Source organism: Eubacterium sp. SB2, from assembly GCF_001244405.1.
Taxonomy (GTDB): domain Bacteria; phylum Bacillota; class Clostridia; order Lachnospirales; family Lachnospiraceae; genus Faecalicatena; species Faecalicatena contortus_B.
In genome coordinates this window covers 1,049,781-1,069,380 of sequence record NZ_LN865152.1, presented here as the reverse complement: position 1 = coordinate 1,069,380, position 19,600 = coordinate 1,049,781, and the positions used below count along the sequence as shown (strand labels likewise).

The following is a 19,600-nucleotide window of genomic DNA, read 5'->3' as shown; positions in this document are numbered from 1 at the left end:
TGATCCAGCGGGTGCTGCCGTTTATCGGGATCTTTGTGTGCCGGATCGGGGATTCGCTGGTAGACGGGCTGGTGGTGCTGCTTAGGAAGACGCTGTTTAAGGACCGGAAGATCCCCTACCGTACGGGTTCGCTGCCGAAAGTGGACACGGCGATCGGGAAGCTGCTGGATCAGGGTGCGATGTACTTAAAGAGGCAGGAGGAGAATGTGTCATATCGGAGGAAGCTGGGAATCCGGGCGCTGGAGAGGAAGGAGAGCCGGGATATGATCCGCTACAGCCTTTCTTATGGGCTGCAGCTGGCGGGGATCGGGATGATCCTGATCCTGGTGTATCTGCTGCTGTAGGTCAGTGGGAAATGTTATATTGTATATGAGAGCAAACCGGGAGAACGGGCTGGATAGTGTCTGTTTTCCCGGTTTGTTTCGTTAAGATGGTATCATATATCCTTTGTTGTAAGGCCATTTCATACCTCAATGCGTATTCCTTAAAGTTACACAAGCCATGCTGCTTCCGCTGTTTGTGTGCAATATTCACTAGGCAATTTTTGATATTTTATTTACATTAAAAATAAGTATAAATCCATGAAAAGCTGATGGCGGCAGGAGTACTTTTCTATAATAGTATTCCTGACGCAGCAAGGCAGCTGACAGGAATAAATGGGTGAAGACCATTTATTATAAAGGGAAACAATGAAACAAGATTAGAGCATGCTTGATAATTCATAGCACCCATCTGACCGCCCTGCTCACCCGGGCACATGAATTATCAAACATACTCTGTCAGAGAAAGGAATGGTAGCAGAAGATGAGAGAAGTAAAAGAAGTTGTTAAGTTGTTTACTCCGGAAGAAATTAAAGAATATCTGGATCGTATAGGAATGTCTCCGGTGGAAAAACCTACCAAAGAAGCGTTGGATGAGATAATCTATCGCCAACAATGTTCACTTCCATTTGAGAATTTAGACAGTTTTGATCTACATAAGGAAGTGTGCCTTGACCCTGATTATGTATTTCAAAAAATTATTCGGGGAAAAAGAGGCGGATACTGCCTGGAACTGAATGGGTTATTATATCGTCTGCTCATCAGTCTCGGATATGATGCAAGATTATGCTTTGTAAGGGTTTTATTGGGATCAGATGACTTTACGACCTGGGCGGATCACAGAGCAATAATTGTAACTCTTGATGGGGCAGAATATTTCTGCGATGGCGGCCTTGGAGGTCCAATGCCTGCAGGCGCATTAAAGATTCATACCGACGAATGGCAGACCTATAAAAAAGAGTCATTCCGTGTTCTGCCAAGCATAAAGGGCTGGTATGAAGTTCATCGGAAAACCCGCATCAGCCAGCAAGTGGGAAGGGAGGATGCATCCCAGAGAATAGAAATACTGTTTTCTGATATAGCATGCTTCAGTTCTGATTTTACCTTTTTGAACTATTTTCAGTCGACCTGTAAAGATGCGCGTTTCTGTATGCTAAGAGTTATTAACATACGTACCGAGGATGGGTACCGCACGCTTATCAATGATGAGTATAAAGAAGTGTCAGAAGATAACGTTATAATAGAACCGGTTGGCGGACGCTTAAAAGAACTGTTAAAAGAAAAGTTTGATATTGAGATTGAGTTGTAGATGTACGATGTAAGATGTAGGGAGTTTTATGGCGGGTGAGGGACGACCTGGAAAACGGACATAGGGGTGTGCGGATACGGGTTTTGGCTGTAAGCCAGAGTAAAGAAAAAAGGAAGAAAAAATGCGGCGACCGTGGCCACATCGCCCAAAGCCTTGATGGCTTTGCGCGCTGGGGCCAGGAAAAACGGTGATCTGGTAATCACCGTTTTTGCCGCATTTTTTCTTCCTTTTTTCTTAACTCTGACTTACAGCCAAAAGACGCATCCGCACACCCCTATGTCCGTTTTCCAGGTCTGGCGCATCAACGCGGTAAGACGGCTGCATCTTTTAAGGGTCTGGCGGGAGTGGCGGATGTGTATTTACTATAATAAAGGGTATAGTAAGTAAGATGTGTGTTTGGGAAATTATTTATTGTTCTATCTCTTAATTATATAATTATGACATAATATTTACTATCTATACATACATCATATATGGAAGAAACCCCTCAACTGTAAGGCTCGAACAAACGACATAACAGACGATTCAAAGCCCTGCTTTAAACCCAAGATAAAGTACTGCACAGCCATTCACCATCCGCTGCTCCCGATTATGCATCCCGCATGGATTGCACCATACCTGCCGTCCGGATGCGCCAAGCCTGCCAGGGAGGGAGACGGGGGCGGATGGAGGCGTACAGCCTGTTTGAAGTGCATAGAGCAAGCTTAACAGCAGTTAGAGGAAACACGCAAAATCAGCCGGCCAAAAGTTGATACCGAATCAACTTTTGAATACGCCTGAGCCGTCTGCTCATCAGAGCAGGCGGTGAATGCGTATGGAGCCGGCTGATTTTGCGTGTTTCCTCTTACTGCTGTTTAGCGAGCGGACAGCAATCTCAAACAGGCTGTACGCCTCCCTCCGCCCCCGTCTCCCTCCCTGGCAGGCGTCCCCTACCCGCCCGCCAAGTGTGCAATATTCACTAAGTAATTTTAAATATTGTGGCTATACTGAAAATAGGTATAGAAAGGAGCGGAAAGTGCCATGTTATTAGATCAGAAGAAGTTTTATCAGGACATTGCCAGCTATTATGAACTTGACAACTACGAAGATTTACAGGTATATTTAGATCATAAGGAACAGGAAGTGAAACAGTCAGTTATGCCGGATCCGGGATGTGTTATGTGCGGCGGCGGTGATGTGGATGAAGACGGGATTGCAGTGGCTACAAGGAATTGGATCCAGGAGCGGAATCATGCAATTGCAGTCATCATTTATGAGAAGGCAAGGCTTTTGGAAAAGATTGAAAAGTGGGAAGAATGCCTGGCTAAATATAAAGAAGCCGTACAGATGATGGAGCGGTGTAAGATGACGAATTTAAGTATTTATGAACCAGCGGTTGACAGCATCAGGTCAATTGAGGAAGAGAAGGAGTAGGTGCATATGAAAGATGTAGTTCTTGGTCAGTATAAGGGAATAGAGTTTCCTGCGCAGCTGAAGGGAAGAGAAAAAGAAGATTACCTCATGAAAATATTGGTTGAAAGCTCGAAGGCAAAGGTATCTGAAAGTAGTGTGAATGAAAGAGCAAAAATGATGACCGAGGAGTATGCGCTTCGTTTAACCCAGCAGGGTCTGTCTATTGAACAGTATTATGAGGCTTCCAAAACAGATGAGAAAGCCTTGGTGAAAAAGATGCAGGAGATAGCTAAGAGCCAGCTGAAAGGGAAAATGATTCTGGAGGCGATCGCGGAAAAAGAGAACATTACCGTGACACAACAGGATGTAGACACCGAGATTAAGAAGTTAACCATGAGATATCCTTTGGATGAGAAGAAGATCAGGGAAATCATGCAGGGGGCAGAGGAACGGCGTTTGAAAAAGGACATTTTAACAAGAAAAGCAATGGACTTTGTATCTGAACATGCTGTGGAGGCTGCGACTGTTTGAAAATAGTAAAGTGAGGTGATAGATATGCGTCCCTATTATGATAATACCGCCAGAGAAGTCCTTGCAATTGCAGCAGAAGCAGCAAAGAACATGGGGCAGGTCACTGTGGGAACAGAACATATTCTGTTGGGGCTGACCAAGGTAAAAAGCGGTATTACACAGGCAGTATTAAAGCGGAACGGATTAGATGAACAACTGGTAACAGCGATGATTGAAGAGTGGGTACCGTCAACCGGGCTTACAATCCTGCAGACGGCCTGGAGTTATTCTCCGGAATGCACCAAGATCCTGGACAAAAGCCATAAGCAGGCCGCGTGGTTCCAGGCAGAGCTGACCGGGGCAGAGCATATTTTACTGGCAATATTACAGGATGAGACAATTTCCGTTACGCGGTTTTTTAAAGCCGCACAGGTGAACACTTCAGCCATATATGTAGATATGATCGCAGAGATGAAGCGAAAGAAAATCGGTCTGGCAAAACTGGATGAGTCCAAGACAAACGGAATCTATAAGCGTACGGAGCTTCTGGACCAGTTTGGACGTGATCTGACGGAGATGGCAAGGGAAGGAAAGTTAAGCCCTTTGATTGGCAGGGAGAACGAGAGCCGCAGGCTTCTTCAGTCGCTCTGCCGCTGGGGAAAGAACAACCCCTGCCTGATTGGGGCTCCTGGAGTTGGGAAGACAGCAATCGTAGAGGGCTTTGCTCTTGCTATCGCTGAGGGAAGAGTTCCGGGAATCATGAAGCACAAAAGAGTCGTTGCAGTTGACTTGGCAAGCGTCGTTGCAGGAAGCAAATACAGGGGAGATTTTGAGGAACGCTTAAAGCATATTATTCAGGAAATTACCGAATCGGGAAATGTAATCCTGTTTATAGATGAGATTCATACCATTGTAGGAGCCGGGGGAACAGAGGGCGGAATTGACGCTGCGAATATTCTGAAGCCGTGTCTGGCACGGGGAGAGATACAGGTCATTGGTGCGACGACCACAGAGGAATACCGCAGATATATTGAGAAGGATGCTGCTCTTGAACGTCGCTTCCAGCCGATTCAGGTGGAAGAGCCGACCGAGGTGGAAAGCCTGGCAATTCTGAACGGCGTAATCGACAGGTATGAGAAGCACCATTCGGTGAAGTTCCTGCCTGAGGCATTGGAAGCCGCTGTAGAATTATCCAAACGCTATATCAATGACCGTTATCTTCCGGATAAGGCTCTGGATTTAATCGATGAGACCGCCGCAGCTGTATGCCTGGACAGATCCGACGGCACGGAACTGGAAGCAGGGGAAGAGAGTCCGGCAGAAGAGGTAGTGACTGAGATTGGCGCCAATGAGATTGCACGTACCGTTTCACAGTGGACCGGAATCCCGATCATGCAGGTAAATGCCGATGAAGGCACCCGCCTGCTGAAGCTGGAAGAGATGATCGGAGAGCGGATCGTAGGACAGCAGCAAGCCGTCAAGGCTATTGCAAAAGCAATGCGCAGAGGGCGCGCTGGTATACAGAACCCGAACAGGCCGATCGGTTCTTTCCTGTTCTTAGGACCGACAGGAGTTGGTAAGACAGAATTGAGCAAGGTACTGGCAGAGTTTATGTTTGATAAGCCGGATGCATTTATCCGCCTTGATATGTCCGAGTATATGGAACCCCATTCTGTAGCCAAGATGATTGGTTCCCCTCCGGGATACGTGGGATTTGAAGATGGCGGCCAGCTGAGCGAGAAGGTACGCAGAAATCCTTACTCTGTCGTCTTATTTGATGAGATTGAGAAGGCTCATCCGGACGTATTCAATATGCTGCTTCAGGTTTTGGAAGACGGTCATATGACGGATGCGAAGGGCAGACGGGTAAGCTTTAAGAATACGGTTCTGATTATGACCTCTAATGCCGGCGTCCAGAACCACGATATCCACCGCAAACTTGGCTTTAAGACTGGAAATGAGAGTGACCAGGGCAGCAATGAAGAGATTAAGAACGAGATTCTGTCCGAGATCAAGCATGTATTCCGTCCGGAATTCCTAAACCGTATTGATGATATCATCGTCTTCAGAAAGCTGAACGATGAGGACATGAACGCAATTGTCAGCCTGCTGATCCAGGATCTGACCGTTCGGTGTGATGGCATGGGGATTACAGTTCATGTTGGGGAGGATGTGAAACAGTACCTGGTAGAGAAGTATGTAAATCTGCAGTACGGTGCAAGACCTCTGAAGAGGGCTGTCCAGTCAGAAGTGGAAGATGTAGTGGCAGAAAGAATGCTTTCAGGCGATATTCTTCCGGGAGATGATGTGTACATCTGCATGGAGGAAGGAAAAGTAAATCTGAATGTGAATCCTAACATTGAGAATGAAAAAGCCGGTAAAACGGTAAGAAATCAGAAAGCGGAAGAAAAACCTGTAGTATTAGCTGCTGATTCCAGTGAAAAGACAGAAATGGCAGAAGAAAAATAGGTATATTTTAAAAGGTGAGATCGTAAGCGTAAACCAAGGGAATGAGATTCCGTTTCTGCGCTCAGGTTAAAAAGGGAAGGAGTCCCACATGTATTGTGGCATTCCTTCCCTTTTTCTTCATGATACAGGACTTGTAAACTTTGCTGGGTTCCGGGGTGATTCCTACCCTTTTATAGGTTAAAGTGCTGAAATGCCCGATGTCGTAAAATGCCTTCGAAATTCACTGCTTTACCCTTGCAACGCGCTAAATCAGCGGGGTTGAGAGAAATACAAAAAGAAAATTAGAATTTTTCAAAGGTGTGCAATGTGCACTAACGATTAACCCTAAAAGAGAGTTAAGATGGCTATAACAACGAATTCAAGATTGAAAAGGAGGAAAAAACATGAATTCAAACGAAAGTAAAGTACAGGAAATCTTAAAACAGCGGGGTATTGATACGGCGGCAGTTGATGATGCTACAGAAGCCGATATTCCGGAACCATGTGATCGTTTTAAACAATTAATGGAAGTTTATTACACCTTAAAGGTATCAGCAGATATGGAGACTCCATACTGGTACAACAGAATCTGGTGGGAGAATGATGGTGATCTTCTTGAAGTTAGAAGAGCGAAAGCTGTTGCGGGCGGATATGCTCATACAACACCGACTATCCTTCCTTGGGAAAAACTTGTAATGAACAAGTGTAAAAACGTTCGTGGTGCATTCCCATTCCCATGGGTTACAGCAAGTTTCTTCAATGCTCAGGCTGAAGCTCTTATGAACGAAGTTGATGCTCCAGCAGAGAGCTCAGCAGATGCTGTTTCTCAGGTTGGTGCCGGCGGCGGTAACGTAACAGAAAGTTACGGCGAGATCATTTCTCTTGCTAAGAAGTTTGGTATGAGAAAAGAAGATATTCCTGTACTTGTAAAAGTATCAAGATACTGGGATGGAATTTCAGTAGAAGATATCAGTACAAAATATGGAAAGATGCTTCCTGGATATGATCAGTTCGAGAAAGTTATGGATTCAGTAGTTGTTATGTTCGATTCCTTCGCAATTCCTCAGGGACGTGAAGTTATGAACTACTACCTGCCATTACAGTATGGTTTTGATGGAATCATGGAACTGTGTGATGAGAAGATCGCAGAGTTCATGGGCGAAGCAGGCGATGACGGTGTTCTTGGCATGAGCCGTGGATACTATTACGCAGCAATGAAAGAAGTATGTAAAGGTTTAAGCAAATGGTGCCAAAACTATGCTGATAAAGCAAAAGATCTTGCGGCACGTGAGCCGGATCCGGAATTCAAGAAGAATTACGAAGAAATCGCAGAGGTTATGGGAAATATCGCTCATAAGGCTCCAGCTACATTCCGTGAAGCTCTTCAGATGACACTTTGCTTACACTATGGCGTAGTAAACGAAGATCCTCAGTCAGGACAGTCTATCGGACGTCTCGGACAGGTTCTGCAGCCATTCTATGAGAAAGACATCCAGGATGGAGTTGCAACAGATGAAGATATCATCGAACTTCTTGAGTTATACAGAATTAAGATTACATGTATTGAATGTTTCGCATCAGCTGGTGTATCCGGTGGTGTTCTTTCCGGAAATACATTCAACAACCTGTCAATGGGCGGTCTGGGATACGATGGTCTTACAGCAGTTACTCCGTTAGAGTACCTGATCGTTGAAGCTGGTATGAGAGCTCAGACACCACAGCCTACACTGAGCGTACTGTATGATGAGAAAACTCCTGAAGACTTCCTGATGAAGTGTGCTCGCTGTACTAAACTTGGTATGGGATATCCGGCATGGATGAACAACCAGACAGGTATGAACTTCATGATGAGACAGTATGGACCAGAGGGAATGGGCGTTGTTGAAGCAAGGGCATGGTGCCTTGGCGGATGTCTTGAGTCATCTCCTGGAACATTCTCACCATTGAACTACAATGGTAAAGTTACGATGGTTCCTGGCGGAGCTTCTCCGACATGTGGAACAGGTATCCACTTTACAGCACTTCCTAAGATTCTCGAGCTCGTGCTGACAAACGGTGTTGATGCAAGAACAGGCAAAGAGGTATTCCCGCCTCACAACGAAAAGATTGATTCCTACGAGAAGATGGTAGATCTGTGGTATAAATATCTGGATCTCAGCAATCAGATCGTTAACAAGATTAACAACCTGCAGATGGATATCTGGAGAAAATACAATATGCCGGCAGTAGCTTCTCTGCTTAAGGGCGGCTTCTTCACAAACGGACAGCATATTGGAAACTGTGGAGCAAAATACAACGCAACAATTAACTTTGAGTCTTGCGGAACTATTACATTTATTAATGCGCTTGCTTCTATTAAGAAGAATGTATTTGATGACAAAGCATTCACACTGGAAGAAATGACAGACGCAATGATTAACAACTTCGGCTTCAAGACAGCTTATGAGACAGGCGTATTCTCACCTGACTTCAGAGAGAGCACAGATCAGGCTGAAAAATATGAAAAGATCTTCGCAGCATGTGTAAATGCACCGAAGTACGGCAATGCAGAAAGATATGTAGATGAGCTTTTAGTAGATTACGAAATGCGTATGAAAGAATACATACCTACGATCAGATCTTACTACGGCAAACCGCTGTATATGTGCCAGATCTCCGTATCTACACATGGTCCTCAGGGATTCATTACACTGGCAACAGCAGACGGAAGACTTGCAGGAACAACTTACTCAGACGCATCTGCATCTGCAGCACCAGGAACAGATAAGAATGGTATGTATGCAGTATTTGAATCAGCTACAGTATATGATCATTCTATGTGCCAGAACTCACAGATGAACTTAAAGATTCATCCGACGGCTGTTAAGGGATTAACAGGAACAAGAAAGCTTCTGGATGTTATCCGTGCTTACATGCGTAAGGGTGGATTCCACGTACAGTTCAACATCGTAGGTTCCGATACTCTGAGAGCTGCTCAGAAGAAACCAGAATCTTACCGTGACCTGATGGTTCGTGTTGCTGGATTTACACAGTACTGGTGTGAAATCGGTAAGGCAATTCAGGATGAGGTTATCTTTAGAACAGAATACGACGAAGCATAAAAAAAGAGAGAGATGGAGGTAGAATCATGAAACATAATAACTGTGTAAATTATATAAATCTTGACTGCGAAAAAGGTATGTGTGCACTTTCAAAAGTGATCGTTCCGATCGATGGCGAGGGAAGCGATGCTTGCCCGAAGTTTGAAGCAGCTCCGGCTTGCGGAAACTGCCAGAATTTCGAAAATCCAGATAAATACGGAATCGGAACCTGCAAAGGATTCTGCAAAGAGAACTGGGCTTATTCAACATGCGGAGCATTTAGCTGCGAAAACTACAAAAAATAAAAAATAATTAATTAAGGAAGTCATATATGGAAAAGAATGGATTAATTTTCGATATTCAAAGCTATTCCGTGCATGATGGACCGGGCTGCAGGACAAATGTATTTTTCATAGGCTGTCCGCTTGAGTGCAGATGGTGTGCCAATCCGGAAAGCTGGAAAAGAAAAAAACATATAATGTTTGCAGAGAAAGTATGTAAGTATGATAAGGGTTGCAGGGCATGTAGAAATACATGCCCCAAGGACTCTATCAAATTCGATGAGAATGGGAAACCTAGCATAACATGGTCCATTTGTGAAGACTGCGAGAGCTTTGAGTGTATAAGCATATGTCCGAACAATGCCTTGAAACAATGTGTAAAAGAGTACACAGTAGACGGCCTGATGAAAATATTAAAACGGGATTTCAGCAACTGGGGTTCCGAAGGCGGTGTTACGTTTACAGGCGGCGATCCGCTTATGCATCACGATTTTCTGTATGATGTGCTGATGGAATGCAAGAAGTCACATATACATACGGCAATTGAGACAAGCGGTTTTGCAACGGAAGAAAACTTTTTAAAGATTTTAACAAATATTAATTTCGCGTTTATTGATGTAAAGAATATGGACACAGAGGCTCATAAGTGGGGTACGGGCGTCGGAAATGAATTGATTCTTTCGAACATAGAGGCTTTGGTAAAATCCCCATGGAAAGGACGTCTGATACTTCGTCAGCCGACGATCCATGATTATAATGATAGTGATGAAAATGCAATGAAATTGATCGAGTTTATGAAGAGGCTGGATCTTTTTGAAATCAACCTTCTGAAATTCCATCGTATGGGAACCTCGAAATGGGAACAGCTGGGAAAACAGTATGAATATGTTGACCACGGGGATATGACAGATGAGAGAATGAAAGAACTGCAGACTTTATATCTGGATAATGGAATTGCATGTTATATTGGTGATGACACACCTTTCTAAAGGACACGAATTCACATAAGGGAAATGGAGGGGCAGGAATGTCTAATTCTAAACCAGGAAATATCGTAAAACAAATTATATGTTATATAGGTGGATTATTTATTATTACGATTGGTATCAATATATCCAAGATGTCCAATCTGGGTATCTCTCCGGTAAGTTCTATTCCAAGAGCAACAGAACAGATTTGGGGATTTACTCTGGGTGTAACTACATTTATTATCTATGTCTTTTTGGTATTAGCACAGCTTATTATTCTTCGAAAGAACTTTAAACTGAGAAATGCTTTAGGAATTCTGCTGACATTTGTATTCAGCTGGATGATAGATTTAACCGGAACAGATCCGAAGGCCATAGGGCACCTTATGCTTAACTTCCCAAGGCCGTCAAATTATATTATGCAGTTTATTTATATGGTAGTCAGCGTTATTATCATTGGTATCGGTGTATTTCTTTATCTGCGTCCGAACTGGGTTCCGATGCCTGCAGAAGGTCTCGCAGGTGCAATTGCACAGGTTACAGGAAAGACATTTGGAGATTGTAAGACAATCGTTGATACAAGTATGATCGTTATCGCATTGATTCTTCAGTTAATTTTCCTTGGAGGACTGCAGTCTTTCGTTGGAGAAGGCGTTGTAGTAAGAGAGGGAACAATTATTGCAGCGATCTGCGTAGGCCAGGTTGTAAAATTCCTGTCCAAACGTTTTGCTAAGTCTATTGAAGGATGGCTTCATGCAGGTGAAGAAAAGGCAGAAGCAAAGGCTTAAAACATATAGTATTACGGTATGAAACTAAATTTAGGAGGAAATGGGAATGAAAGCATTATTTACGCCGAGTCTTTTGACTGGCGATGAGATGATCGATGCTCATCATAAAGAATTGTTCAAACGTGCCAACGATTTATTTGAAAGCATTGAAAATGGGGATAGCACGGAGAAAGTGCAGGAGACTTTGGGATTCCTGGCAGATTATACAACCTACCATTTCAGTGAAGAAGAAAAACTGATGGACGAAGTACAGTATCCAAAGACAGATGCTCACAAGGAGATGCATGCAGCGCTTGTAGAAGATGTAAAGAATCTTGCAGTTAAGCTTGCAGCAGAAGGCCCGACAAAGGACTTTGAAGAGCAGGTTAATAAGAAAGTCATTGAATGGTTATATACTCATATTAAAGTAAATGATCAGGAACTGGCAGAGTATAAGAACGTTAGAAGTCAGATGGACAATTTGGGGTAATATCTGACAAACTCGTTAATGGAGAGTAAAAGCGGTGAGATTGGGAGGAATCCGGATTTCATCGCTTTTTTAGAAAGAAGGGGAAATATGGAGATAAAAAAGATACTTGATAAATCAGACGAGCTTTTTGCTAAAGGAAAATCAAAAGAGGGCTGCGAATATCTGGAAGACTCCCTGAAGACGGCCCGTTCGGAGAGCGATTGGGCATCACAGCTTACCATACTAAACGAGCTGATGGGATATTACAGAAGTATCAGCCATCTGGATCAGGCATGGGAATATGCTTATGAGGCATTAGAGATTGTTATGCAGCATAAACTAGATGAGACACTGGCAGGAATGACGACTTATCTGAATGTAGCAAATATCTACCGTGCGTCCGGGCAGGTAGACAAGGCCATGGAACTTTATCTTCAGGTAGAAAAAGTATATAAGCGGGAAAATTTAGAAGTTGACTATCGTCTTGGCGGTCTTTATAATAATATGTCAGTAGCATCATTGGAGGCAGGCAGACTTCAGGACGCTGTGAAGTATGGTGAACAAGCCGTAAAAGTACTGGAACAGGTACCGAATTCAGCAGACGAACGGGCAACAGTATATGGGAATTTGGCAGGTGCATTTCTCAGGGTGGAGCAGCCGGATTTTGAGCGTGTGCAGTCCTATCTGGATCAGGCTGTAGAGCTTTTTGAAAAGGAATGCGACAATAGTCCGCATTACTGCGGTGTGCTTGCCATGAAGGCATATACGGCGTATTTAAGCAAAGATCTGGAAGGCTCTCTTGCAATGTATGAAAAAGCTATGAAAGAGACAAAGAGGCATTATGGGGAAAATTCCGATTATAAACGTCTTGTAGAAAACTACAATGCGATCAGGAGGAAATTGGAAAATGGTACAAAGTAATGGTCTGCAGCTTGAGAAAAAGGGGCTGGAGCTCTCCCAGGAATATTACGAAACGATCGGAAGGCCTGTATTGGAGGAATTATTTCCGGCTTATATGGATAAGATCGCTGTGGGCCTGGTGGGCGAAGGCTCTGAGTGCTTTGGATATGACGATATGATTTCCATGGATCATGATTACGGACCTAGCTTCTGTATTTGGCTGACCAAGAAGGATTATGAAGTATTCGGAGAGGAGATGAGCGAAATATATGACGCGCTTCCCAAGGAGTACGGCGGGATCTCTGCCAAGACTCACCGGACCGAGGCGGAAGGGCGCAGAGGCGTTTTGGAAATAGACAAATTCTACCGGAAATTTCTTGGGGCAAGAGGGGTTCCGCAGAAACTGGAGGACTGGCTGATCATACCGGAACATTATCTGGCAGTGGCTACCAACGGTAAGGTGTTTGAGGATAATCTGGGAGAATTTACGGGTATACGCGAAAGACTGCTGGGATATTATCCGGAAGATATCCGGCTGAAGAAGATAGCAGCCCGTGCAATTACCATGGCGCATTCAGGCCAGTGCAACTACAGCAGGATGATGAGAAGGCACGACACCGTAGCGGCGGTTCTTGCCTTGTCTGAATTTATCCGTGCAGCCATATCCATGGTGTATCTGTTGAACAAAGAATATACCCCTTACTATAAATGGATGTGGAAGGGAATGAAAGGAATGGATAAGCTGACCGAAGTCAGGACAATCCTGAAAAAGCTTGTGGATGTGGGTCCGAACAGAGGCAGCTGGTATACAAACGAATGGAATACCTACCAGATTGAGCTGAACAGGAACGACAAAGTGATCGTTATGATCGAAGACATCTGCGCTCTTGTTATCGAGGAAATGAAGAATCAGGGAATCAGCAACAGCTCATCCGATTACCTGGAAGAACATGCCTATGCAGCAAGGCATCGTATTAAGGACGATACGATACGTTCCCTTCCTGTAATGGCATCATAAGAGAGGTTGATATTATGGTAAGCATAGACGATATTATCAAAGAGGAATGGCGTCAGTTTCAGCTTGTGAAAAATGAGGGAGGCCGCGCGGACTGCCAGGATAACTGGCAGGAGTTTTATATTATGCGGAAAAGCCAGTTTATGGCATGGCCAAAAAATATTGCAGACAGCTATTATATGGATTTGATGAAGGCAAAAGCGAATGGGCGTAATCTGCTGTTTGAAAAGTATGCGTTTATGATGAAGGACACTATGCCGGAGCGGTTTGAAGAGCTAAAAAGCGTGCTTCCGGAGATGTCGGAGAAAAAGCGCCGTCTGATTGATCACATTGCGGATATACAGCTTCGATGGGCGGAAGATTTTAAACGCAGATATCCTGCATATGCGGGGCAGGGACGGCCTACATATACTTCAGAAGAAAATGGGTATACGACTTCTATTGAAACTTATCTCAAAGGCGAATTATCTACCTATGGTGAGAATACTATTATATTATACGCAGCATTTCTGGAAGAATGTGTGCAGAAGGGACTGAATCTGACAAATGTTGTCAGGAAGAACATGGCAGTGCTGCAGGGATATGCTTCAATAGATGAAGTGGAAAAGGCCTTAACTATTGATAAAAAATTGTGAAAATTGATGAAAAATTAACAGTTAATTACTAAAAAATGTACAAATTGATAAAAAGTGTGAAAAGTTTACTACCTCTGTTTATGTAAAATAATGTAAAACTACAGTGAAAGGAGAGTGAGCTTATGAAGTTGGAACAAATCGCCATTTATGATTCGATTGAAGGTTACATGGAGCAGATTCCGGTTATTAAGGTAAAAAAAGGTGAGTATATTACGAAACGACGTTCATCCCGGGATGGGACACCGAACAAATATTACATATTAAACGGTCAAATAAGAGTCTGGAACAATGTAGGCAGCAGGAAAATCTGGGTGGATGAAATCGGTGAGGATTGGTTTGCCGGCGATTTGAGCGACGTATATGAAGAATATTTGAATTGTGAGTCATGGGCTGTAAAAGATACGATGTTACTGGAATTTAACGATGAGATATTCGAAAAGTTGTTAAATGACGTCCGATTTGCCAAGGCATTCTATTATAAGATGAGCCAAAGGGTTTACCATATGTACAAACGTATGCTTATGAACAGCATGTACAGCCAAAAAGAGATATTATCAAGCTACATTCTTTCAAATTCTAAAAAAGACAGAATGGTCTGTCCTAATATGAACGCGCTGTGCGAGTTTTTAGGCTTTAGCAGGAGGAGCCTGTATAACACATTAAATGATCTGATAAAAGATGGGATTTTAGCGAAGGACGACAATTATATATATATATTAAAGATAAGGAAGCATTGGAGGATCAGGGGAAACACGTCATAGAGTACATGCTTTAGAAGAGGGGATCAAAAACTTGGATAATCACAGCATGATCAAGAATACTATGATCTATGAACATATTAAAGATTATTTACCGGTAATTCCAATATTAGAGTTAAAGAAGGGGGAATATTTATTCAGGGCTGAACGAAAAACTGGAAATTTGTTCTATATTTTTGATGGGCTTATTAAAGTAGAGAATATCTCGTACAATGGTAAAAAGCTGATTGTGGATATTTTGGATGCGGACAACTTTGTGGGGCCCATCAGCAGTATTCATAATGCGGATTTTCAATGCTCCGGAGTGGCGGAGACAAATGCAAAAGTGCTGGTATTGAAAAAGTCTCTTATGGATGAGCTGATGCAGAATGATGAGTTTTTAGTGATGTTTTATCAGAAAACCAGTAAGCGTGTCTATGTGATGTATAAAAATATTCTCGCGAGAAGCCTTTTCGGCGAGAATGAAATCCTGGCACATTATATTTTAAAGCATTCCAGCGGCGATATTTTTAAGTATAAAAGTATTTATAATATTTGTGAAAACCTGGGAATCAGCAGAAGAGGAATATACAATATTTTATACCGTTTTGAAGAAAGTGGATGTATACAAAAACTAGACTCAGGGTATCGGATCCTGGACAGGGCATATCTGGAAAAAGTGGCCGATCAGATGATAAAATATATGAAAAACAGTGAGGATGAGGCTTAGCTGAGAGATTATTTCCAAATAATAAATATGAAAGATATTCGATAAATTTTGCGGTTAAATGTCCGTACAGCTGTGAACTTTTGCTGTACGGACATTTTTGCAGAATTCTATTCCATCGAACGGATCAAATTCACCATTTCGATTGCTCCCTGCGCACATTCAAATCCTTTATTTCCAGCCTTTGTACCTGCACGTTCTATGGCCTGTTCAATTGTATCAGTTGTAAGAACACCAAACATGACGGGAATATTGCTGCTTAGGCTTACATGTGCGATGCCCTTTGAAACCTCGCTGCATACATAATCATAATGGCTGGTGCTTCCGCGGATGACTGCCCCTAAACAAATCACGGTATCATACCGTTTACTTCCGGCCATTTTTGAGGCGATCAGGGGGATTTCAAAAGCGCCGGGCACCCAGGCGATTTCTATATCATTTTCATTTACGTTTTCACGTTTTAATCCATCAATTGCTCCGGCGAGCAGCCTGGATGTAATAAACTCGTTGAACCTTGCCGCTACAATGCCTACTTTAATATTTTCAGAAACTAATTTCCCTTCATATGTTTTTATGTTATCTATGCTCATGTTATTTTTCCTCCTCAATGTTTAATGTGTGCCCCATACGTGTTTGCTTTGTTTTTAAATAGAACCGGTCATATTCGGTTGCTTCAATTTCTATTGGGAGCTGTTTTGTAATGGATATTCCATAATCCTCAAGCTGATACACTTTATCCGGATTGTTTGTCAGCAGATTCAGGGATTTAATGCCCAGATCACGTAGAATCTGTGCCCCGGTATAGTATTCTCTAAGATCTCCCTTGAATCCTAATGCAATGTTGGCGTCTATGGTATCTAATCCATTCTCCTGTAATTGATATGCCTTCATTTTATTAACCAGGCCGATTCCCCGCCCTTCCTGCCGCATATACAGCAGCACGCCGGTTCCTTTTTCCGCAATCATTCTCATCGCCTGATCCAATTGCTGTCCGCAGTCGCAGCGCAGCGAGCCAAATACATCACCAGTCAGGCATTCCGAATGAACACGGCATAATATGTCGTTTCCACTTGATATATCGCCCATAACCAAGGCGATATGGTGTTCCCTGTTTAACTTGTTGACATAACAGTATGCGGTGAAATCCCCATATTTTGTCGGCATGCTTGTAACGGAGACACATTCCACCAAAACTTCTTTTACTTTTCTATACTCCTGTAATTCTTTAATTGTAATATATGGAAGGCTGTATTTCTCCGCAAACTTTTTTAACTCAGAAGTTCGCATCATCTCCCCGTTGTCTCTCATGATCTCGCAGCAAAGCCCGCATTCTTTCAAACCAGCCAGACGCATAAGGTCAACGGTTGCCTCTGTGTGTCCGTTTCTCACTAAAATTCCGCCCTCTTTTGCAATCAGGGGAAACATATGGCCGGGACGGCGGAAATCTGCTGCAGAGGCATGCTCTGATACACACATGCGGGCGGTAAATCCTCTTTCTCCCGCGGAAATGCCGGTGGTTGTGTCTTTGTGGTCAATAGACACGGTAAATGCGGTATCGTGGTTATCTGAATTTTTCTCAACCATAGGTGGAAGCATAAGGTTTTCAGCAATTTGTCTGCTCATTGGCATACAGATCAACCCTTTTGCATAGCTTGCCATAAAGTTCACATTTTCTGTTGTTGCAAACTCGGCTGCACAAATGAGATCGCCCTCATTTTCTCTGTCCTCATCGTCCATGACGAGAATTAATTTTCCAGCCTGCAATGCTTCGACCGCTCTTTTAATTGATTCCTGTTTCATTATGCTTGACCTCCTAATATCCATTTTTAAGTAGAAACTCTTTTGTTATCTTAGATGTATCTTCTTTGACCAGAAACTTCTCCACATATTTACCGATACAGTCGTTTTCAAGATTGACGGTATCGCCGTTTCTTTTTGTGATAAGTGCCGTATGAGCCAGAGTATGCGGAATCACAGAGACGCGAAAGCTGTTTCCGGATACCGTGGCAACCGTAAGACTGATGCCATCTATGGCAATAGAACCCTTCTCAATGATATAGTGCGCGATTTTATCAGTCGTCTGAATTGTATACCATACCGCAATATTATCTTTTTGAATTTTAATAATAGTCCCTGTGCCGTCAATATGGCCGGTAACGATATGTCCGCCAAACCGCCCGTCTGCCGGCAGCGCCCTTTCCAGGTTGACGGGGCTTCCCTGTTTCAGACAGGAGAGGGACGTCCTGTTCAGCGTTTCGTGCATGACATCTGCGGAAAAAGAGGTCGCGTCATGATCAGCGGCAGTTAGGCAGATCCCGTTTACAGCGACGCTGTCACCGGCTTTGATATCTTCCAGGATTGTTTTTGCATTAATAATCAATCGGATAGAATTCCCCTTTTTATGTATACCGGAAATTTTGCCAACTTCCTCTATGATTCCTGTAAACATGGATATATCACCTCACTTTCGATAAGAAAAGCTTCACCAATCTGAGAAACAGACGACGCTTTCAGCTGAAATGCTTCTTTCGGAAAAGCAACGCCTTTTCCGCCTACAGGAGTGCTGGCTGTACCTCCGAAAAGTTTGGGGGCGATATAAATCTCCGCCTCATCCACGATCTTCTGATCTAAGGCGCTCCAGTTTAAGGTGCTGCCTCCTTCTAAGAGTACACTGTCAATATTCCGGTTACCCAGGTCAGCCATAAGGTCCGTAAGGTCTATATGGCCGTCTTTTTCCCCTACGTCTAGCAGTACGCAGTTTTTTTTCAGGTATTGTTTCCGTTTCTCTTCATCTTTGCTGCAGGTAGCCAGGAAGGTTGTGTCGGAACCGGCTGTCTGCACGACATTTGCGTCCAGGGGAGTCCGCAGATGTGTGTCACAAATGATCCGGGCCGGATTCCTGCCATTTTCAAGACGGCAGGTTAATAATGGATTATCATATATGATTGTATTAACTCCCACCATGATTGCTGAAAATTCATGTCTTGTCTGCTGCACCCGTTGTCTGGCCTCCTCACCGGTTATCCATTTTGAATGGTTTGTGTAAGTGGCAATTTTCCCGTCCATTGTCATAGCGTATTTCATCAGAACAAAGGGAATTTTTGACGTTATGAATTTGCTGAATACTTTTATCAGCCTTTTGCAGTCTTCTTCCAGAACGCCAACCTCGACCTGGATCTGATGGTTTTGTAAGATCTCAACACTTTTCCCTGCCATGACCGGATTGGGATCCAGAGTGCCGATCACCACTTTTGCTATTCCGCTCCGGATTATAGCCTCGGTGCAGGGCGGGGTCTTCCCGTAATGGCAGCAGGGCTCAAGGGTTACATACAGTGTTGCTCCTTCCGGGGAATCCGTACAGTTACGAAGGGCATTTCTTTCAGCGTGCGGCCCGCCGAAGTATTCATGCCAGCCCTGCCCGATCACCCTGCCGTCTTTCACAATAACGGCACCGACCATTGGATTCGGGTTCACAAACCCACAGCCCTTTTTTGCTAGCGCCAAGGCGGATTGCATGTGTTTTAAATTGTCCAAATCATCACCTCCGATAAAAAATAAATGCCTTGAATAAAATCTATCCAAGACATGTAAAAAGGTGATTTATGCGATTTAAACAAAAAACTCTGAAATGATAGAATCATCTCAGAGTATATAAAAAGCACGTTTACTTTTCATCTTCTTTTATCCAGACTTTACTGTCGGCTTCGGAGTTGCACCGAATCATACCTTGCGGCTCGTGGGCTGTACCACCGGTAGGGAATTACACCCTGCCCTGAAGATAGTTTGTATTCAATTAAGTTTATTATAGTGAGGCAGGTACGAACTGTCAATATGGTTTATGGAATTTAAAGGAAATAGGGTATTCCAATTTATCGTATGATGATTCCAAAATTGAATAAGCAGCAATGCTGAGAAGAAATAAAAAAATTGCATTGTATTGAGGGGAAAATATCATTGCATTCATTCCCGACAGGGAGTACAATATAAGAATAATGATCTCATAGGAGATAGATACATGGAAGATACAGAGCAAAGCTCTTTT

18 protein-coding genes, 1 pseudogene and 1 riboswitch are annotated in these 19,600 nt (G+C 43.4%); of the genes and pseudogenes, 15 read left to right on the top strand and 4 right to left on the bottom strand.

All coding sequences use genetic code 11. The features are described from left to right. The 15 genes and pseudogenes from BN1938_RS23700 to BN1938_RS12155 all read left to right on the top strand — a co-directional run. Positions 1-344, top strand: a pseudogene (locus BN1938_RS23700) (sodium:proton antiporter); the annotation flags it as partial. Between the two features lie 460 nt (positions 345-804). Beyond that, positions 805-1,629 (top strand): arylamine N-acetyltransferase family protein, encoded by an 825-nt coding sequence (locus tag BN1938_RS12220; RefSeq protein ID WP_050640833.1) that lies wholly within the window; start codon positions 805-807, stop codon positions 1,627-1,629. 1,020 nt (positions 1,630-2,649) lie between these two features. Then, positions 2,650-3,042, top strand: coding sequence for a hypothetical protein (locus BN1938_RS12215; RefSeq protein WP_050640832.1), 393 nt, complete (start codon positions 2,650-2,652; stop codon positions 3,040-3,042). Positions 3,043-3,048: 6 nt separating this feature from the next. Beyond that, a complete protein-coding gene (locus BN1938_RS12210) occupies positions 3,049-3,552 on the top strand; it encodes a trigger factor (RefSeq protein WP_050640831.1) in 504 nt (167 codons plus the stop codon). A 24-nt stretch (positions 3,553-3,576) separates the two neighbouring features. Continuing rightward, positions 3,577-6,000 carry an ATP-dependent Clp protease ATP-binding subunit gene (locus BN1938_RS12205; protein ID WP_050640830.1) on the top strand — a complete coding sequence of 808 codons (2,424 nt, stop codon included), beginning with the start codon at positions 3,577-3,579 and terminating at the stop codon, positions 5,998-6,000. A 383-nt stretch (positions 6,001-6,383) separates the two neighbouring features. Then, on the top strand, positions 6,384-9,080 hold the full coding sequence (hpdB, locus tag BN1938_RS12200; RefSeq protein ID WP_050640829.1) for a 4-hydroxyphenylacetate decarboxylase large subunit: 2,697 nt from the start codon (positions 6,384-6,386) through the stop codon (positions 9,078-9,080). A 26-nt stretch (positions 9,081-9,106) separates the two neighbouring features. Then, positions 9,107-9,364, top strand: coding sequence for a 4-hydroxyphenylacetate decarboxylase small subunit (gene hpdC, locus BN1938_RS12195; RefSeq protein WP_050640828.1), 258 nt, complete (start codon positions 9,107-9,109; stop codon positions 9,362-9,364). A 26-nt stretch (positions 9,365-9,390) separates the two neighbouring features. After that, complete coding sequence (gene hpdA, locus BN1938_RS12190) at positions 9,391-10,329, top strand: 4-hydroxyphenylacetate decarboxylase activase (RefSeq protein WP_050640827.1); 939 nt, start codon at positions 9,391-9,393, stop codon at positions 10,327-10,329. Positions 10,330-10,367: 38 nt separating this feature from the next. After that, a complete protein-coding gene (locus BN1938_RS12185) occupies positions 10,368-11,096 on the top strand; it encodes a YczE/YyaS/YitT family protein (RefSeq protein WP_050640826.1) in 729 nt (242 codons plus the stop codon). Positions 11,097-11,142: 46 nt separating this feature from the next. After that, on the top strand, positions 11,143-11,565 hold the full coding sequence (locus tag BN1938_RS12180; RefSeq protein ID WP_050640825.1) for a bacteriohemerythrin: 423 nt from the start codon (positions 11,143-11,145) through the stop codon (positions 11,563-11,565). Between the two features lie 87 nt (positions 11,566-11,652). Next, positions 11,653-12,465 carry a tetratricopeptide repeat protein gene (locus tag BN1938_RS12175; RefSeq protein WP_187376307.1) on the top strand — a complete coding sequence of 271 codons (813 nt, stop codon included), beginning with the start codon at positions 11,653-11,655 and terminating at the stop codon, positions 12,463-12,465. Further along, entirely contained in the window at positions 12,452-13,462 is a 1,011-nt protein-coding gene (locus tag BN1938_RS12170) for a DUF4037 domain-containing protein (protein ID WP_050640823.1), read from the top strand. The genes BN1938_RS12175 and BN1938_RS12170 overlap by 14 nt, the downstream gene beginning before the upstream one ends. Positions 13,463-13,476: 14 nt before the next feature. Next, entirely contained in the window at positions 13,477-14,094 is a 618-nt protein-coding gene (locus tag BN1938_RS12165) for a DUF4125 family protein (RefSeq protein WP_050640822.1), read from the top strand. 122 nt (positions 14,095-14,216) lie between these two features. After that, positions 14,217-14,855 (top strand): Crp/Fnr family transcriptional regulator, encoded by a 639-nt coding sequence (locus BN1938_RS12160; protein WP_050640821.1) that lies wholly within the window; start codon positions 14,217-14,219, stop codon positions 14,853-14,855. Positions 14,856-14,886: 31 nt separating this feature from the next. Beyond that, positions 14,887-15,561 (top strand): Crp/Fnr family transcriptional regulator, encoded by a 675-nt coding sequence (locus tag BN1938_RS12155; protein WP_050640820.1) that lies wholly within the window; start codon positions 14,887-14,889, stop codon positions 15,559-15,561. Between the two features lie 107 nt (positions 15,562-15,668). Here the strand turns inward: BN1938_RS12155 and ribE are convergent, their stop codons facing one another. The 4 genes from ribE to ribD are packed head-to-tail and all read right to left on the bottom strand — an operon-like array spanning position 15,669 to position 19,092. Further along, positions 15,669-16,133: a 6,7-dimethyl-8-ribityllumazine synthase gene (gene ribE / locus BN1938_RS12150; RefSeq protein ID WP_050640895.1), complete on the bottom strand. Its 465-nt coding sequence runs from the start codon at positions 16,131-16,133 to the stop codon at positions 15,669-15,671. Positions 16,134-16,149: 16 nt separating this feature from the next. Then, positions 16,150-17,358 carry a bifunctional 3,4-dihydroxy-2-butanone-4-phosphate synthase/GTP cyclohydrolase II gene (locus BN1938_RS12145; RefSeq protein ID WP_050640819.1) on the bottom strand — a complete coding sequence of 403 codons (1,209 nt, stop codon included), beginning with the start codon at positions 17,356-17,358 and terminating at the stop codon, positions 16,150-16,152. Between the two features lie 13 nt (positions 17,359-17,371). Further along, on the bottom strand, positions 17,372-18,007 hold the full coding sequence (locus tag BN1938_RS12140) for a riboflavin synthase (RefSeq protein ID WP_050640818.1): 636 nt from the start codon (positions 18,005-18,007) through the stop codon (positions 17,372-17,374). Beyond that, positions 17,989-19,092, bottom strand: coding sequence for a bifunctional diaminohydroxyphosphoribosylaminopyrimidine deaminase/5-amino-6-(5-phosphoribosylamino)uracil reductase RibD (gene ribD / locus BN1938_RS12135; protein ID WP_050640817.1), 1,104 nt, complete (start codon positions 19,090-19,092; stop codon positions 17,989-17,991). Before ribD ends, BN1938_RS12140 begins: the two co-directional genes overlap by 19 nt. A 135-nt stretch (positions 19,093-19,227) precedes the next feature. Further along, positions 19,228-19,342: riboswitch (FMN riboswitch) on the bottom strand. Between the last annotated feature and the right edge of the window lie 258 nt (positions 19,343-19,600).

Excerpts from the sequence above, each read along its gene's own strand:
- BN1938_RS12220 (WP_050640833.1), top strand. The coding sequence starts at position 805 with ATGAGAGAAGTAAAAGAAGTTGTTAAGTTGTTTACTCCGGAAGAAATT.
- BN1938_RS12215 (WP_050640832.1), top strand. The coding sequence starts at position 2,650 with ATGTTATTAGATCAGAAGAAGTTTTATCAGGACATTGCCAGCTATTAT.
- BN1938_RS12210 (WP_050640831.1), top strand. The coding sequence starts at position 3,049 with ATGAAAGATGTAGTTCTTGGTCAGTATAAGGGAATAGAGTTTCCTGCG.
- BN1938_RS12205 (WP_050640830.1), top strand. The coding sequence starts at position 3,577 with ATGCGTCCCTATTATGATAATACCGCCAGAGAAGTCCTTGCAATTGCA.
- hpdB (WP_050640829.1), top strand. The coding sequence starts at position 6,384 with ATGAATTCAAACGAAAGTAAAGTACAGGAAATCTTAAAACAGCGGGGT.
- hpdC (WP_050640828.1), top strand. The coding sequence starts at position 9,107 with ATGAAACATAATAACTGTGTAAATTATATAAATCTTGACTGCGAAAAA.
- hpdA (WP_050640827.1), top strand. The coding sequence starts at position 9,391 with ATGGAAAAGAATGGATTAATTTTCGATATTCAAAGCTATTCCGTGCAT.
- BN1938_RS12185 (WP_050640826.1), top strand. The coding sequence starts at position 10,368 with ATGTCTAATTCTAAACCAGGAAATATCGTAAAACAAATTATATGTTAT.
- BN1938_RS12180 (WP_050640825.1), top strand. The coding sequence starts at position 11,143 with ATGAAAGCATTATTTACGCCGAGTCTTTTGACTGGCGATGAGATGATC.
- BN1938_RS12175 (WP_187376307.1), top strand. The coding sequence starts at position 11,653 with ATGGAGATAAAAAAGATACTTGATAAATCAGACGAGCTTTTTGCTAAA.
- BN1938_RS12170 (WP_050640823.1), top strand. The coding sequence starts at position 12,452 with ATGGTACAAAGTAATGGTCTGCAGCTTGAGAAAAAGGGGCTGGAGCTC.
- BN1938_RS12165 (WP_050640822.1), top strand. The coding sequence starts at position 13,477 with ATGGTAAGCATAGACGATATTATCAAAGAGGAATGGCGTCAGTTTCAG.
- BN1938_RS12160 (WP_050640821.1), top strand. The coding sequence starts at position 14,217 with ATGAAGTTGGAACAAATCGCCATTTATGATTCGATTGAAGGTTACATG.
- BN1938_RS12145 (WP_050640819.1), bottom strand. The coding sequence starts at position 17,358 with ATGAAACAGGAATCAATTAAAAGAGCGGTCGAAGCATTGCAGGCTGGA.
- BN1938_RS12140 (WP_050640818.1), bottom strand. The coding sequence starts at position 18,007 with ATGTTTACAGGAATCATAGAGGAAGTTGGCAAAATTTCCGGTATACAT.